Origin of the sequence: Bradyrhizobium sp. CCBAU 45384 (assembly GCF_028128665.1) — a bacterium.
Taxonomy (GTDB): Bacteria; Pseudomonadota; Alphaproteobacteria; order Rhizobiales; family Xanthobacteraceae; genus Bradyrhizobium; species Bradyrhizobium manausense.
In genome coordinates, this window is sequence record NZ_LBIZ01000107.1 from 1 (window position 1) to 15,625 (window position 15,625).

Annotated in this window: 17 protein-coding genes; 10 read left to right on the plus strand and 7 right to left on the minus strand. The window is 65.3% G+C overall.

Translation table 11 applies throughout. The annotated features are described in order from the left end of the window. Positions 1-159: 159 nt before the first annotated feature. A complete protein-coding gene (locus XH80_RS17600; RefSeq protein ID WP_271599653.1) occupies positions 160-924 on the minus strand; it encodes an SOS response-associated peptidase in 765 nt (254 codons plus the stop codon). Positions 925-985: 61 nt separating this feature from the next. On the opposite strand from XH80_RS17600, the gene XH80_RS17605 reads away from it, so the two are divergent. The 4 genes from XH80_RS17605 (at position 986) to XH80_RS17620 (ending at position 2,880) form a co-directional block, all read left to right on the plus strand. Further along, on the plus strand, positions 986-1,483 hold the full coding sequence (locus XH80_RS17605) for a hypothetical protein (protein WP_057757225.1): 498 nt from the start codon (positions 986-988) through the stop codon (positions 1,481-1,483). 16 nt (positions 1,484-1,499) lie between these two features. Further along, a complete protein-coding gene (locus tag XH80_RS17610; protein WP_271599654.1) occupies positions 1,500-1,934 on the plus strand; it encodes an NUDIX hydrolase in 435 nt (144 codons plus the stop codon). A gap of 46 nt (positions 1,935-1,980) precedes the next feature. Next, positions 1,981-2,358: a TIGR02301 family protein gene (locus XH80_RS17615; RefSeq protein ID WP_271599795.1), complete on the plus strand. Its 378-nt coding sequence runs from the start codon at positions 1,981-1,983 to the stop codon at positions 2,356-2,358. Positions 2,359-2,613: 255 nt separating this feature from the next. Next, the gene (locus XH80_RS17620; RefSeq protein WP_057757219.1) at positions 2,614-2,880 is read left to right on the plus strand and encodes a hypothetical protein; all 267 of its coding nucleotides are present in this window, start codon (positions 2,614-2,616) and stop codon (positions 2,878-2,880) included. 42 nt (positions 2,881-2,922) lie between these two features. Here the strand turns inward: XH80_RS17620 and XH80_RS17625 are convergent, their stop codons facing one another. From XH80_RS17625 to XH80_RS17645, 5 genes are all read right to left on the minus strand, one after another. After that, complete coding sequence (locus XH80_RS17625; RefSeq protein WP_271599655.1) at positions 2,923-3,234, minus strand: cupredoxin domain-containing protein; 312 nt, start codon at positions 3,232-3,234, stop codon at positions 2,923-2,925. 13 nt (positions 3,235-3,247) lie between these two features. Continuing rightward, entirely contained in the window at positions 3,248-3,781 is a 534-nt protein-coding gene (locus XH80_RS17630; protein ID WP_271599656.1) for a DUF4142 domain-containing protein, read from the minus strand. An 84-nt stretch (positions 3,782-3,865) separates the two neighbouring features. Beyond that, complete coding sequence (locus tag XH80_RS17635) at positions 3,866-4,555, minus strand: RNA polymerase sigma factor (protein ID WP_271599657.1); 690 nt, start codon at positions 4,553-4,555, stop codon at positions 3,866-3,868. A gap of 90 nt (positions 4,556-4,645) precedes the next feature. Then, positions 4,646-5,521, minus strand: a complete 876-nt coding sequence (locus tag XH80_RS17640; RefSeq protein ID WP_271599658.1) for a sulfurtransferase — start codon at positions 5,519-5,521, stop codon at positions 4,646-4,648. 170 nt (positions 5,522-5,691) lie between these two features. Then, a complete protein-coding gene (locus tag XH80_RS17645) occupies positions 5,692-7,026 on the minus strand; it encodes a dihydroorotase (protein WP_271599659.1) in 1,335 nt (444 codons plus the stop codon). A gap of 96 nt (positions 7,027-7,122) precedes the next feature. Between XH80_RS17645 and ygfZ the strand changes: the two genes are divergently transcribed. From ygfZ to XH80_RS17675, 6 genes are all read left to right on the plus strand, one after another. After that, on the plus strand, positions 7,123-7,998 hold the full coding sequence (gene ygfZ, locus XH80_RS17650) for a CAF17-like 4Fe-4S cluster assembly/insertion protein YgfZ (RefSeq protein ID WP_271599660.1): 876 nt from the start codon (positions 7,123-7,125) through the stop codon (positions 7,996-7,998). Next, a complete protein-coding gene (locus XH80_RS17655; protein WP_271599661.1) occupies positions 7,995-8,621 on the plus strand; it encodes a DNA-3-methyladenine glycosylase I in 627 nt (208 codons plus the stop codon). The genes ygfZ and XH80_RS17655 overlap by 4 nt, the downstream gene beginning before the upstream one ends. Further along, positions 8,618-9,232: an HD family hydrolase gene (locus XH80_RS17660; protein ID WP_271599662.1), complete on the plus strand. Its 615-nt coding sequence runs from the start codon at positions 8,618-8,620 to the stop codon at positions 9,230-9,232. Before XH80_RS17655 ends, XH80_RS17660 begins: the two co-directional genes overlap by 4 nt. Positions 9,233-9,407: 175 nt before the next feature. After that, a complete protein-coding gene (locus XH80_RS17665; protein ID WP_057757206.1) occupies positions 9,408-9,914 on the plus strand; it encodes a tyrosine phosphatase family protein in 507 nt (168 codons plus the stop codon). 19 nt (positions 9,915-9,933) lie between these two features. Next, on the plus strand, positions 9,934-10,896 hold the full coding sequence (locus XH80_RS17670) for an NUDIX hydrolase (RefSeq protein ID WP_271599663.1): 963 nt from the start codon (positions 9,934-9,936) through the stop codon (positions 10,894-10,896). A 47-nt stretch (positions 10,897-10,943) separates the two neighbouring features. Continuing rightward, complete coding sequence (locus XH80_RS17675) at positions 10,944-13,670, plus strand: DUF2339 domain-containing protein (protein WP_271599664.1); 2,727 nt, start codon at positions 10,944-10,946, stop codon at positions 13,668-13,670. A gap of 61 nt (positions 13,671-13,731) precedes the next feature. Here XH80_RS17675 and XH80_RS17680 read toward each other — a convergent pair whose 3' ends face one another. Then, complete coding sequence (locus XH80_RS17680; protein ID WP_271599665.1) at positions 13,732-15,420, minus strand: methyl-accepting chemotaxis protein; 1,689 nt, start codon at positions 15,418-15,420, stop codon at positions 13,732-13,734. Between the last annotated feature and the right edge of the window lie 205 nt (positions 15,421-15,625).

Sequence of the window (15,625 nt, forward strand, 5' to 3'; positions counted from 1 at the left end):
AACGTTGAAGCTTCGCAACCTCAGCTTCCTCGGTTCAGACCAGATGGACAACCTCCTGAAACACCAAAGTTAGCCGAAGGCGTAACCCACCATGCTTCCGCGCACGCCGAACGAAGTTGGTGGGTTACGCTGCGCTAACCCATCCTACGGCACCGTCGTCTAGAACAACGAGCCCTGCCCGTCATCTGATGACGCAGCAGCGACCTTCCTCACGACCTTCTTCGGCTTCGCCGCCTCCGCTTCTGCCGCCATCTCCTCCGCGCTGATCGGCAACAGCAGCTGCTCGTCGTCATTGGCAACGCGGTTGACGCGGGTGGAGACCGGGTGCCAGGCGAATTCGCCGACGCGGGGCGCCGTCATCAGCGGCAGGATCGCATCGATCTCGTCACCGCGGCAATCGAGCCAGCGCTCGAAATCGCGCGGGCTGATGGTGACGGGCACGCGATCATGCAGCGCGGCCAAATCTTCGCCGGCGGCGGCCGTCACGATCGCGACCGTGTCGAGCTCCTCGCCGTTCGGCCCGATCCAGGTTTCGAACACGGCGGCGAAACCCAGCGGGGCACCGTCGGCGTGATGGATGAAAAACGGCTGCTTGCGGCCGCCCTCCGCTTTCCATTCGTAATAGCCGTCAGCCGGAATCAGGCCGCGCCGCCGGCGGATCGCCTTTTTGAACGCGGGCTTTTCCAGCACCGTCTCCGAGCGGGCATTGATCAGGAGCGTAAAGCCCTTGGGATCCTTGACCCAGCCCGGCAGCAGGCCCCAACGCATCAGGCGGAAATGGCGTGCGCCATTCTCGACCAGGACGACCGGAACAGGTTGCGTCGGAGCGACATTGTACCGGGGCGGGAAATTCGGCTGCTCGATATAGCCAAACAGTTGCCGTAAGGCCGCGGGGGCCGAAGTTATGACAAAGCGTCCACACATCCTTGCGCCAATATAGGGTCCGTTGAGGTCCTTTTAACCCCGAACGTTAACACTGCGGCCGATGAGCTCAATGGCCTCCCAACCCGCGATGCGCGCACAGACGGGCCCCGAGGCCGTGGCCTGGGCCGAGCGGCTGCGCCTGGCCAATATCAACCCGCGGACCGGGCTTGCCACCGACTATCTCAACCATTTCAATGAAGCCGTGATGCTCCTGGAGATGATCCCGGATATGCCTGAATGCGCCGAGGATTTTCTGACCTGGTCGCCGCTGTCCTATGCCGAGCATTTCACGGCGTCGAATTTCAAGGCGCGGGATCTCGCCATTGAGGCCTATGAGAAAGCCGAACCGTCCGTGCGCGCCCAGTTCGACCACATCACCGACACCATGACCTCGATTCTCACAGCGGTCGGCTCGGCCATGCGCGAGGTCGAGAAGGACTCAACCCGCGTTCGCCTCGCCGAGCAGGCGACGGCCTGGGTCAAGCCGCTGATCGCGGCCTGCGGCGGCATCATCAACGGCGGCGCGGAAGCCGACGTCGATACCATCATGGCGAACTAGGCCAAGTCTTGAAGATATGGCCACGCTCGTCCAGCCCACCCATCCACAGATTGCCGTCAGCGCCGCGATTTTCCGCGACGGCAAGGTGCTGCTGACCCGACGCGCCCGGTCCCCCGCCAAGGGCTTCTATTCGCTGCCAGGCGGCCGGGTCGAATTCGGCGAATCGCTGCATCAGGCCGTGAAGCGTGAGGTCGACGAGGAAACCGGGCTCGCCATCGAGATCGTCAGCCTTGCCGGCTGGCGCGAGGTGCTGCCGGCCGCCCCCGGTGCCGGCCATTACCTGATCCTGTCCTTTGCCGCCCGCTGGCTGGCGCGGGAACCCACCCTGAACGACGAACTCGACGATTTCAGGTGGATCGCCCCTGATACGCTTGGCAGCCTCGGCGACCTCAAGCTGACCGGGGGGCTGGAGGAGATCATCCAGTCCGCCGCGCGCCTGATCGGCCCGTGACCGGCCCGCCTTGCGTCATCAGCTCGGAGGGGGCATACAGCCCGCGATGTTCCCGCGATTTCTGGCCGTTTTTGCCCTGATCCTCGCCTGCGCGTCCGTGCCCGCCCGGGCCCAGGACGTGGCAGCGCCGTTCGACGGCGATTTGCAGCGGCTGGCCGAGATCCTGGGCGGCCTGCATTATCTTCGCGGCATCTGCGGCGCCAACGAGGGCAACAAATGGCGGAGCGAGATGCAGGCGCTGATCGATGCCGAAACCCCTGCCGGCGAGCGGCGCACCCGCATGATCGCCGCCTTCAACCGCGGCTATAACGGCTTTCAGCAAACCTACCGAAGCTGCACGCCGGCGGCGACGGTGGCGATTCGTCGTTACATCGACGAAGGCTCGAAGATCTCGCGGGATCTGACGGCGCGCTACGCGAACTGAGTCCTCGATTCGTCATTCCGGGGCGCGCGTGGCGCGAACCCGGAATCCATCAAGCTTCAGAGTTGGTGGCCCGATGGATTCCGGGTTCGCGACTTCGTCGCGCCCCGGAATGACGAGGATCTGGAACCCTGTCATCGACTTTGTTCACAGCCGTTAACCGTTCTTAAAGATGTGGCCTAGCGGTCGTTAATGTGCGTGCTACACCTCTCGCACAGCGCATCGCCGTGGATCGCGCCCCAGCCCTGATCGAGTTTCATGAGCCAGCCGATTTCCTACGCCCCCGCCCGCGCGCCGCTGCCCGACCATGAGCAGAAACAGGCCGCCCTGAGCTATCTGAACGAGGCCTGGGCCGAAGCGCGCCATGACGGCGTCGATGGCGATTGCCTGGCGCAAGCGAGCCTGTTCGCGGCGCTGGCCGAGCTCGTCGGCACCTATGGCGAGGACGCGGTGGCGAAATTCGTCGAGGGTTTTCCCGCCCGCATCCGCAACGGCGAGTTCTCCGTCAGCCTGGCACGGCAGTAAGCTTCCGTTCGAACAGGAACCGACCTCAAGGCAGGGTTTTCATCAAGGCTCGATCTTGAGCGTCGCTTTCATGTTGGGATGATAGCGGCAGTAGTAGTCGACCGTTCCCGCCTTCTTCAGAACTGACGTCGCCGACTTGTTCGGCGGCAGTGTCACGTCGAAATCGCCGTTCTGCGCGGTGGCGGTGTGGGCGAAGATGTCCTTGTTGATCCATGTGATGGTGTCGCCGACCTTCGCCGACACCTCAGCCGGTGAGATCACGAGATTCTCCATCGTGATCTCGATCGTTGCGGCCTTTGCAGGGACGGCCATGACCGCGAAAACAAGGGAAATCGAAGACAGTCGTCCCGACATCGTCGCACGCTCCCTATTTCAGTTCCGACGCGACGTGCTCGGCGTGCTGCTGATGGCCCTGAAAGATCTTCAGGCCGGTCTGTAGCAAGCTCTTCAATTCGGCATTGCTGGCGGACGGAATGAGCTGCGTCTCCAGCGCGCCATTGACCGTCTTGTGATAGGCAACCTCGTTGGCGACATAGGCCTTGTCGAAGGCAGCGCCATCCAGCTTGTCGAGCTCGGCCAGCTTGTCGCTTGCCTGCTTCGACAGTGCCTTGCTGGTGTCGTTATCTTCGGGCGTGACGTTCAGCTTCTTGACCAGCGCGAGCGCTTGCTTGTTGACCGCCTCGTGGTCGCGCAGCATGTCCTCGGCAAATGCCTTGACGTCTTTATTCTTGGCCTTCTTCTGCGCCTGCTTGGCCGCGTTGATGTCGATCACGCCCGCGGTGTAGGCGATATGGGCGATCTGCGGATCGGTGAGCTTTTCGGCGGCTCGCACACCGTGCATCAGCACGGGGCTGGACAACAGAATGGTGGCGGCGATCGCCGCGCTCCAACGAATGAACATGGTCTGACACTCCTGTGCGGCCGGTTTGCCGGCGTTGCTTCACAGGAATTGGATGGGCGTTCTGCGCAAACGTTCCCAAAAAAATCAGCTGCCGATTCCGAGGCGCTTGAGCACTGCCTCCGTCAGGTGCTCGCAGCGCCAGCCGGCGAACGGGAACGCGTCCATCATGACAGGACCGATCTCCTTTTCGACATTCTCGCGCAGCATGGTACGGGCGCGGTGCAGTCGCGTCTTCACGGTCTCGGGCTTCACGCCGAGCAGATCGGCGGTCTCCTCGATGTTCATGCCCTCCATGACGCGAGCGACGAAGACCATGCGGAAGACGTCAGGCAATTCGTCGATGGCGCGCTCGACGACGCGCTGGATTTCACGTTGGGCCATGGTCCTTTCCGGATCGCCTGCGGGAGAAACGGGGAATTTGATGATCTGCGCCTCGAGCGCCTCTTCCGGCACTGCGCCGAGCTCGACATGCGGCCTGGCGCTACGCGCCCGGCCAAGGGCTTCGTTGATGGCGATGCGGGACAGCCAGGTCGACAGCGCGGACTCGCCCTTGAAGCGATCGAGATGGGTGAAAGCGCGGACATAGGTTTCCTGCACCACGTCCTCGGCTTCGCTGTCGCTGCGCAGGATGCCGCGCGCGAGGCGGTAAAGCCTGCGGTTGTTGGCCTGCATGATCTCGCGGAGCGCGGCCTCGTCCCGGCCCCGCGCCCGGTCGATCAGCTCGGCTTCCAATAGCCTGAGGCCGGCGGACAGGCCGGCAGCGGTCCGTTGCATGGCGATCACCTGTCTCCGTTGCTTCCGGATATTGGATGCAAGCGGGCAGCAAAGGTTCCCGATTTATTACCCTCTACTGGAGGGCAAGATTCACCCCTGATCCGTCTCGATCGGCAGCGACGCGTCCCTCGCCCATTCGCCCATGGAGGCATCATACAGCGTCAGCTTGTCGTAGCCGAGCTGCGTCAGCATCAAGAGGTCGACCGTTGCCGAGATGCCGCCGCCGCAATAGAGGATCACGTTCTTGTCGCGCGTGACGCCGGCCGCGGCGAATTTGGCTTCGGCATCGGCGAGCGAGGTCAGCGTCTTGTCGGCATTGACGAGGGTTGCAGCCGACACGTTGACGCTGCCGGGCACGCGGCCGGGCCGGCCGTAGCGGCTCGGCTCGAGTCCTCTATGAAATTGCGGTCCGAGCGCATTGACGATGACAGTCGCGGGATCGCCGATGCGCTCCTTCACGAAATCTTTGTCGACGAAGAAGCCTGCGCGCGGCGAGGCTTTGAAGGTTGTCGCCGGATAACCCTTCGGCGCACCCGTCTCGACCGGCCGCCCCTCGTCCTTCCATTTGTCGAGGCCGCCGTCGAGCACGCGCGCATCGACGCCGAGGGAACGCAGCATCCACCAGAACCGCGTCGACCACATCATGGTGCCGATGCTGTAGAGCACGATGATCTTGCCGGCATCGAGCCCGTGGCGGCCAAAAGCGGCCTCGAGCTGGGCCACATCGGGCATCATGAAGAATTGCTGCGCGGAAGTATCCGAGAACTCGCCTTGCAGGTCGAGATAATCGGCACCCGGGATGTGTCCGGCGGCAAATGTCTTGTCGCCGGGGACGGCGCGATAGGGCACGTCGCTGCCTGGCGGCACCGGCTCGTTGTAGGTCGTGCAGTCGTAGAGGCGGAGATTGGGATCGGCGAGGATCGCGGCAAGTTGCTCGGTGGAGATGAGGGCGGTGGGCTGGGACATTGCGCTCTCCCAATCTAAACTGGCGCTTCGTGGCACACTGTCATTGCCCGCGAAAGCGGGCAATCCGGTATTCCAGAGGCCGCAGCCGTGTCAGACAACTATCGCCGCGGCGTACTGGATGCCCCGGACAGGCCGGGGCATGACAGCGGTGCAGGAAGCTAATCTTGCTGCTACTGCTTCAGCGTCTCCAGAAACCGCACCGCCTCGCCTTGCGACGGCGTCACCAGCTCGCCCTGCCACATCACGCGCCTGCCGCGCACAAAGGTGCCGACGGGCCAACCCGTCACGCGGACGCCGTCATAGGGGGTCCAGCCGGCCTTGGACGCCACCCATTTGCTGGTGATGGTTTCGCTGCGCTTGAGGTCCACCACGGTGAAGTCGGCGTCGTAGCCGGCGGCGATGCGGCCCTTGCAGGCCATGTTGTAAAGGCGCGCCGGGCCGGCGCTGGTGAGATCGACGAAGCGCGCGAGAGAAAGCCGGCCGGCATTGACATGATCGAGCATCAGCGGCACCAGCGTCTGCACGCCGGTCATGCCGGAGGGCGAGGCCGGATAGGTCTTCTGCTTTTCTTCCAGTGTATGCGGGGCGTGGTCGGAGCCGAGCACGTCGATGATGCCCTGCTCGATGCCGCGCCAGATGCCGGCGCGATGATCGGCTGACCGCACCGGCGGGTTCATCTGCGCCAGCGTGCCGAGCCGCTCGTAGCATTCGGGTGCGACCAGCGTCAGATGATGCGGCGTCGCCTCACAGGAGGCGACATCCTTGTGGTCGCGCAGGAACTCGATCTCTTCCTTGGTCGAGATGTGCAGCACGTGGATGCGCTTTCCCGTCTCATGCGCGAGCTTGACCAGGCGCTGCGTCGCCATCAGCGCCGCAGTCTCGTCGCGCCAGACCGGATGCGAGCGCGCATCGCCCTCGATGCGGAGCGACTTGCGGTCGTTGAGGCGGTACTCGTCCTCGGCATGGAACGCCGCACGGCGGCGGATCACCTGGAAGATGCGGCGCAGGCTCTCGTCATCCTCCACCAGCAGCGCGCCGGTCGAGGAGCCAATGAACACCTTCACGCCGGCGCAGCCCGGGGCACGCTCGAGCACCGGCAGGTCCTGCACGTTCTCGCGGGTGCCGCCGATGAAGAAGGCGAAATCGCAATGCATGCGATGATGGGCACGCTTCACCTTGTCGGAGAAGGTGGCCTCGGTCACTGTGAGCGGCGAGGTGTTCGGCATCTCGAACACGGCGGTGACGCCACCCATCACGGCGCTGCGCGAGCCCGATTCGAGATCTTCCTTGTGCTCCAGCCCGGGTTCACGGAAATGCACCTGCGTGTCCATCACGCCGGGCAGGATGTGCAGGCCCTTGCAGTCGATCACCTCCGCCGCCGAGCCCTGCGACAGCGGACCCAGCTCGGCGATGCGGCCATTGATGATACCGATATCGCGAACGCCTTCGCCGTCCTGGTTGACGACGGTGCCGTCCTTGAGGATCACATCGAATCGCTGGGTCATGGGGCCTCTCTCATCCCCAAGCGCAGGGCCCGAGGTCTTGTCGTTTATGCCTTGCGGGCTTACGTTCCGGAGCACCATGTCGCAAGAGATTTTCACATGAAATCAGCGTTTCTTCCCGACCGGGGCGTGATCAAGGTCGCCGGCGAGGACGCACGCAACTTCCTCAACGGCCTCATCACCACCGATGTCGACAGGCTCAAGCCGGGCCTGGGGCGATTCGGCGCGCTGCTGACGCCGCAGGGCAAGATCATCGTGGATTTCCTGATCACGGAAGCCCCTGGCGGCCATGGCGGCGGGTTCCTGATCGACTGCCCGAAGCCGCTGGCCGATGGCCTTGCCACCAAGCTGAAATTCTACAAGCTGCGCGCCAAGGTCACCGTGGAGATCCTCGAGCTCGGCGTGCTCGCGGCCTGGGACGGCCAGCCCGCGACGCAGCCGGATCTCGCCTTCGCCGATCCCCGCAATGCCGAGCTCGGCACCCGCATCCTGATCCCCGAGGATCTCAAGCAAAGGCTGTCTGAATTGATCGGCGCCGAGCTAGTCGATGCGTCCGAGTACGAGGCGCACCGGATCGCGCTCGGCGTGCCGCGCGGCGGGCTCGATTTCATGTACAGCGATGCGTTCCCGCACGAGACCAACATGGATCGCCTCGCCGGCGTCGATTTCGACAAGGGCTGCTATGTCGGCCAGGAGGTCGTCTCGCGCATGCAGCATCGCGGCACTGCGCGGACCCGCAGCGTGAAGGTGCTGCTCGAGGATTCCGCGCCGGAAGTCGGCGTCAGTGTCATGGCCGGCGACAAATCCGTCGGCACCATGGGCTCATCGGCGAAGGGCAAGGGGATTGCGTTGGTGCGGATCGACCGCGTTGCCGATGCGCTCGATGCCGGCCAGCCGCTCACCGCTGGCGGGCTCGCCGTGAGGTTGGCAGAACCCGACGTCGTTCGCATTCCCGCAAAGCAGCCCATTGCATGAGCCGCGCTCCCCGCCTGCATCCCGACGGAAAGACCCGCTGCCCCTGGCCGGGCGAAGACCCGCTCTATGTCGCCTATCACGACACCGAATGGGGCGTGCCTGAATATGACGACCGCGCGCTCTATGAAAAGCTGATCCTCGACGGCTTTCAGGCCGGCCTGTCCTGGATCACGATCCTCCGCAAGCGCGACAATTTCCGCAAAGCCTTCGACGATTTCCAGCCGGAGAAGATCGCGCGCTACACCGACAGGAAGGTGCATGCGCTGATGAACGATGTCGGCATCGTGCGGAACAAGGCCAAGATCGAAGGCACGATCCTGAGCGCGAAGGCGTACCTCGACATCATGGAGAAGGGCCCGGGCTTTTCGAAACTTCTTTGGGACTTCATGGACGGCCGGCCCAAGGTCAATAATTTCAAGACCACGGCAAGCGTCCCGGCGTCGACACCGCTGTCGATGCAGATCTCCAAGGAGCTGTCCTCGCGCGGCTTCAAATTCGTCGGCCCGACCATTGTCTATGCCTTCATGCAGGCGACCGGCATGGTCAACGACCATCTCGTCGACTGCCATTGCCACGCGACCTGCAGCAAGCTGCAGCGCAAGCCGCGCCTCAAGGCCAAATGACGGCCAGGAAGAGCGCGCGCGCATCCGAATCCCGCGCCTGGCAGCGCATGCTGTCGGGTCGGCGGCTCGACCTGCTCGATCCCTCCCCGCTCGATGTCGAGATCGCCGACATCGCCCATGGGCTGGCGCGCGTGGCGCGCTGGAACGGACAGACCATCGGCGCGCACATCTTCTCGGTCGCCCAGCACACGCTGCTGGTGGAGACCGTGCTGCGGCACGAGATGCCGCGCGCTGACCAGCGCATCCGGCTCGCCGCGCTGCTGCACGATGCCCCTGAATATGTCATCGGCGACATGATCTCGCCGTTCAAGGCGGTGCTCGACGGCCATTACAAGGCGGTGGAGAAGCGCCTGCTCGGCGCCATCCACATCCGCTTCGGCCTGCCGCCGGTGCTACCCGAGGAGATCACGCTGGCGATCAAGGCCGCCGATCGCGGCGCGGCTTACCTCGAGGCGACCGAGCTTGCCGGCTTCAGCGAAAGCGAGGCGAAGCGGCTGTTCGGCAAGGATCCCGGCCTTTCCGACAATATCAGGCGCGACTATCTGACGCCCTGGACGGCGGCGCGGGCCGAGAAGCAGTTTCTGGAGCGGTTCGGGGCGGTGTTCGCGTAGCATCATCCTTTCGTAGGGTGGGGAAAGCCACCGGCTCGCGCGAATGCGCGCCCGATGACAGGCTCCGCGTGCCCACCAAACCGAATCAGTTGCGCAATTGCGAGGTGGTGGGCACGGCGCGATGCGCCTTTGCCCACCTGCGAGCGCTCGCTATAATCAATTAAAAAGGTCCGCCATGATCCACGTCTGCTCCCTCGCCGCCCTTCCCGAAACCGTTCGCCGCACCGGGGCCAGCCATGTGCTGACCGTGATGGCCAATGTCGAGCAGGTGGCGCGGCCGGTGTCGGTGCTTCCGGCCAATCATCTCAAGGTGTCGATGGACGACATCACCGAGGAGATGGACGGCTTTGTCGCACCGTCGGAGGCGCATATCGAACAGGTGCTGAATTTCGTGCGCGGCTGGGATCGGGCTGCGCCGCTGGTGGTGCATTGCTATGCCGGCATCAGCCGCTCCACGGCGAGCGCGTTCGCCGCCGTCTGCGCGCTCAATCCTGATCGCGACGAGATCGAGATTGCGAAGAAGATCCGTGCGGCCTCCCCGATCGCCTCGCCGAACCGCCGCATCGTCGACCTCGCCGACCGCGCGCTCGGCCGCAACGGCCGCATGCTGCGCGCGCTCGACGAGATGGGCCCGGGCGAGATGCTGGTTGAAGGCCGCCCCTTCGTGATCGAGCTCGAATGACAGTAGCGATCGTCATCGCATGAGCGACAAGCTGCTGACGCCGATCGAGATCGGCCTGACCGCCGCGATCGTCGCGATCGAAGATCATGAGCCGCTGGTCCTCACCGCGCACAGCAGTGACGGCCTGGCCGGGCTGCCGTTCGGTCCGTTCGATGCGCCGAGCCATCGCACCTTCGAGATCGGCCTGCGTGCGTGGGTCGAGGAACAGGTGGGATTGCGGCTCGGCTATGTGGAGCAGCTCTACACGTTTGGCGATCGCGGCCGTCATGCCGAGGCCGGCCACACCGGCGCGCATAGGGTGTCGATCGGCTATCTCGCGCTGACGCGCACCGCCGAGGGAGCTGCGAATGCCGCGAGCTTCGAGCCCTGGTATCGCTTCTTCCCTTGGGAAGACCGGCGCGAGGCACCGCCGGCGATCATCGCCCGTGACATCATCCCGGCGCTGACGGCATGGGCCGAGGAGGAGACGCCCGAGGCGACGCGCGCATTGCCGCGCAAGGATCGCGTGCGGTTCTATTTCGGCCTCGACGGCGCGGCCTGGGACGAGGAGCGCGTGCTCGACCGCTACGAGCTGCTCTACGAGGCCGGCCTCGTCGAGGAAGCGCGGCGCGACGGCCGGCCCGCGGCGCTGGCGCGCAAGTCCCTGCCCGCGCTCGGCACGTCCATGCGCTTCGACCACCGCCGGATCCTTGCCACCGCGATCGCCAGGCTGCGGGCAAAGCTGAAGTATCGCCCCGTGGTGTTTGAACTTTTGCCCGCCGAGTTCACACTTACGGAGTTGCAGTATACGGTGGAGGCGATCTCCGGCCGGCACCTGCACAAGCAGAATTTCCGTCGTCTGGTCGAAACCGAGGCGCTGGTCGAACCGACCGGCGTGATGTCGACACAGACGGGCGGGAGACCGGCGGCGCTCTATCGCTTCCGCCGCGACGTGCTCCAGGAACGGCCGGCGCCAGGCTTGCGCGTACGCTCCCGGCGCTAGATCAAGGATTGCTGTCGGCCCCTGCCCGCCGATTGCCAGGAGACCCCATGTTCGACGCCCCGTTCGACGTCTTTGCCGTGATGATTGCGATCGCCGCGTTCCTGATCGCGCTGAAAGCGTCGAACCAGGCAACCGAATTGCGCCGCCGCCTGGGCGCGCTGGAGGCCGAACTGCAGGCGCGCCGGGTTCAGCCTCCGCCACTTGTGCTCGTGCAGGCGCCCGCAAACGCGCCTGCGACGAGTGCAGCAGAGCCGCCGCCGCTTGCGCCGGAGGCCGAGACCACGCCGCCGCTCGTCACCGAAGAGGCTGCGCCGCCGCCGCTCGAAGCAAGTCCTGAAGCAAGTCCTGAAGCCAGCCCCGCAGCCGGCGCGCCGCCGCCGCTGCCCGCGCCCGCCCCCGCCCCCGGCTTGGAGGAACGGCTCGGCACCCGCTGGGTGGTGTGGATCGGCGGCCTGGCGCTCGCGCTCGGCGGCTTCTTCATGGTGCGCTATTCGATCGAGGCCGGCCTTGTCGGCCCCGGCGTGCGGGTATTCCTGGGCGGATTGTTCGCGGCCGCGCTGCTGGGTGCCGGCGAATGGACGCGGCGCAAGGAGAGCATCTCGAGCATTGCAGCGCTGCCGATCGCCAACATCCCCGCGATCCTCACCGCGGCTGGAACGGCGGTGGCGTTCGCGACCGTCTATGCGGCCTATGCGCTCTATGGCTTCCTCGTGCCGGCCACCGCTTTCGTGCTGCTCGGCATCGTGGCGATGGCCACGCTCGCGGCAGCTTTGCTGCACGGGCCGGCGCTCGCGGGCCTCGGCGTCGTCGGCGCCTTCGCAACGCCGGTGCTGGTCTCCAGCGGCAAGCCGGACTATTGGGCGCTGTACATCTATCTTGCCATCGTCACCGCCGCGAGCTTCGGCCTCGCCCGCATCAGGCTATGGCGCTGGCTCGCGGTGACGACGATCGTCTTCGCCGTGCTCTGGATTTTCCCGGGCCTCGATACCGGTGACCTGCACGTCGCGCCGCACGCGTTCCACGTGATGTCAGGCTTCGTGCTCGCTGCACTGCTCGTGGTCTGCGGCTTCATGTTCGGCCCCGATATCGAAGGCGGACAGATCGAGCCGGTCTCCTCGAGCGCGCTCGGCGCCTATCTGTTCGGCGCGATGTTAATCGTGTTGTCGAGCGCGCATGCTGACCTCGCGCTCATCGCCTACACATTGCTCGTTGCGGCCACGCTGTTCGTCGCCTGGCGCGCAGAGGCTGCCGTCGGCGCGCTGGGCGCGGCGGCGGCAACGGTGTTCATCGTGTTCGCCGAATGGGCGGTACGCGCCAATCCTGACATGCTGGTGCTGCCGGGCGGCCCCATGCCAGGCATCACGCCGAACGCGATCGACAGCGCGGTGACGCAGCATCTGGCGATGGCCGCGATCTTCGCCGCCGGCTTCGGCATCGCCGGCTTCTTCGCCCAGGGTCGCTCGCATTCGGCGATCATTCCCGTGGTGTGGTCGGCAGCAGGTGTCGCGACGCCAATCGCGATCCTCATCGCGCTCTACGCCCGCATCGCCCATCTCGACCGCTCGATCCCGTTCGCGATCCTTGCCGTGCTGCTGGCAGCTGCGTTCGGCGTTGCGACCGAACTACTCACCCGCCGCGAGACCCGGCCGGGACTTGCGATCTCGACGGCGCTGTTCGCGACCGGCACGCTCGGCGCGCTGGCCCTGGCGCTGACCTTCGCGCTGGAGAAAGGCTGGCTCACCATCGCGCTGGCGTTGATGTCGCTCGGCACCGCCTGGATTGCGCTGCAGCGGCCGATCCCGTTCCTGCGCTGGCTCGCCGCGATCTTCGCCGGCATCGTCACCGCGCGCATCCTCTATGATCCGCGCATCGTTGGCGATGCCGTCGGCACCACGCCGATCTTCAACTGGCTGCTGTGGGGCTATGGCCTGCCGGCCGCCTCGTTCTGGGCGGCGAGCCGGTTCCTGCGCCGCAGGGGCGACGATGCGCCGCTGCGCATGGTGGAAGCGGCCGCGATCCTGTTCGCCGCGCTTCTCGCCTTCATGGAGGTCCGCCACTTCGCGACCGGCGGCGACATGATCGCATCGCCCTCGCTGCTAGAGGCCGCTCCTCAGGTCTGCGTGGCGCTGGCGATGGCGATCGGACTGGAGCGGTTGCGGCTGCGCAGCCACTCTATCGTGCACAATGTCGGCGCCATCGCGCTGACGGCGATCGCCGGCTGCATCAGCGTGTTCGGCCTGCTGTTCCTGGAGAATCCGCTGCTGTGGCACATTGATGTCGGCGGCGCCGTGTTCAACCTGCTGCTGCTCGGTTACGCCCTGCCCGCGGTGCTGATGCTGCTGCTCGCCTACGCGGTCGTCGGCGCGCGGGGCAAGGTCTATGCGAACACGATCGCGGGGGCCGCGCTGGTGTTTGCGCTTGTCTATCTGACGCTGGAGATCCGCCGCTTCTATCACGGCCCGTTCCTCACCGGCGGCGAGACCACGGGAGCCGAGCAATACACCTATTCGATCGGCTGGCTCGCCTTCGGCGTGGTGCTGCTCGGCATCGGCATTCTCGCGAACTCCGAGCGGGCGCGGCTGGCGTCCGCCGCCGTCATCGCGCTGACGATCCTGAAGGCCTTCGTCATCGACATGTCGACGCTGACAGGCGTCTATCGTGCGCTGTCGTTCATGGGCCTCGGCATCGTGCTGGTCGCGATCGGCTGGCTCTACCAGCGCATCCTGTTCCGGCGACAGGCAATGCCACCGCCGGCTCCGCAGACAAGCTCGTAATGGAGGTCGAGTGTTCACCTTTCCCCGGCGGGGAGAGGTGAAGGCAACTTCGACCCGTTATTTAGGCCGCGCGGACCGACTCCAGGAACTGCGCGACCTCGACCCTGAGACGAGTGCTGTCGGTCGCGAGCGACTTCGCCGCCGACAGAACCTCGGCTGAGGCCGAGCCGGTCTCGATCGCCCCGCGCTGCACATCCGTGATGTTCGAGGAGACCTCCTGGGTGCCAACCGAGGCCTGCTGGACGTTGCGCGAGATCTCCTGCGTCGCCGCGCCCTGCTCCTCGATCGCGGCGGCAATCGCCGCCGACACTTCCGACAGCCGCTCGATGGTGCCGCCGATTTCCTGGATGGCGCTGACGGATTCCTGCGTTGCGGCCTGGATACCTGCGACCTGCGCCCCGATCTCGCCGGTCGCCTTCGCGGTTTGCTCGGCCAGCGCCTTCACCTCGGAGGCGACGACGGCAAAGCCGCGGCCGGCTTCGCCGGCGCGCGCCGCCTCGATGGTGGCGTTCAGCGCCAGCAGATTGGTCTGGCCCGCGATGGTGTTGATCAGCTCGACCACGTCGCCGATGCGGGCGGCCGCCTGCGACAGCTCGTTGACGCGCTCGTTGGTCCGCGACGCCTGCTCGACGGCCTCCGCCGCCATCCGCGCTGAGTCCTGCACGCGGCGGCTGATCTCGGTGATGGAGGACGACAGCTCCTCGGAAGCGGATGCCACAGCCTGCACGTTGGTGGATGCTTCTTCGGAGGCCGCGGCGACGACGGTCGCCAGCTCCTGCCCGCGCTGGGCGGTGTTGGTCAGCGTCGAAGCGGAGGCTTCGAGCTCGGTCGACGCCGACGACACGGTCCCAACGACCTCGCCGATCATGGCTTCGAACTTGCGGGTGATGGCGTCGACGCGGCGGCCACGCTCGATCTTGGCCTCGGCGTCGACCCTCGCGGCCTCGTCCGCCGCGCGCTTGGCGATCAGCGCCTCCTTGAAGATCTGCAGCGCATCCGCCATCGATCCGATCTCGGTCTTCTCGCCGCGGTGCGGCACCTCGGCCGAGAGGTCGCCCTCACCGAGCGACTGCATCGGCTTGATGATCGAGGCAATGCCACGCGACACGTCGCGCACGAGATAATAGGCCGCACCGATCGCGATCGCCACCGAGGCGATGATGATGCCGACCAGCAAGCGGAAGATGGTGGCGTAGCTGTCGGCCGCCTGCTTCGTTTCCAGCTCGGCGCCGTGATTGTTCAGCTCAATGCCTTTCTGGAGCAGCGGATCTGCCGCCTGGGCCATCTTCGCAACCTTGGTCTGCAACATCTCGTTGGCCTCTGTCGGGAATTTGCCTGGGCTCTTGCGCGACAGCGCCATCACGTCCTGCACGCCGTTCAGATACTCGCCCCACGCCGTGGTCCATTGCCCGTAAATGGCGCGCTCTTCGGCTGACGTGATCAGCGGCTCATAGGTCTTTCGGGTCTTCTCGATGCGCTCACGAAGCGAGGCGAGACGCTTCTCAGCCGCTTCCTTGCCTTCTGCGCTATCCTGCATCAGGTGCAGACGCAGCGCGACGCGCAACTCGTTGATGTCGGCGCGCATCGAACCCAGCGCACGGACGCTCGGCAGCCAGCTCTCTGCGATCTCGACGGTATGGGAGTTGATGTTCTGCATCGTGCCGATCGCCACGACGCCGACGCCGGCAAGCGACAGCACGAGGACCGACAGAACGGTCAGAAGCTTGAAGACGATTGACAATTTCGACATCATGACAAATCCCGATGAGACCTAAACCCACACGTCATCTGCGCCACAACCGTCACGGCGGACGGCAGGACGGAGTCATTCCATCAATGCTGGCTGGTTCCTACCCGGCAAGATTGCGCACATAGTTGCAAGCAGCCGTTAACAGAGGCCTACGTGGAACTACGGATGTGACAATGTGGCCGTTATTTCTTCTACAACCATTTGT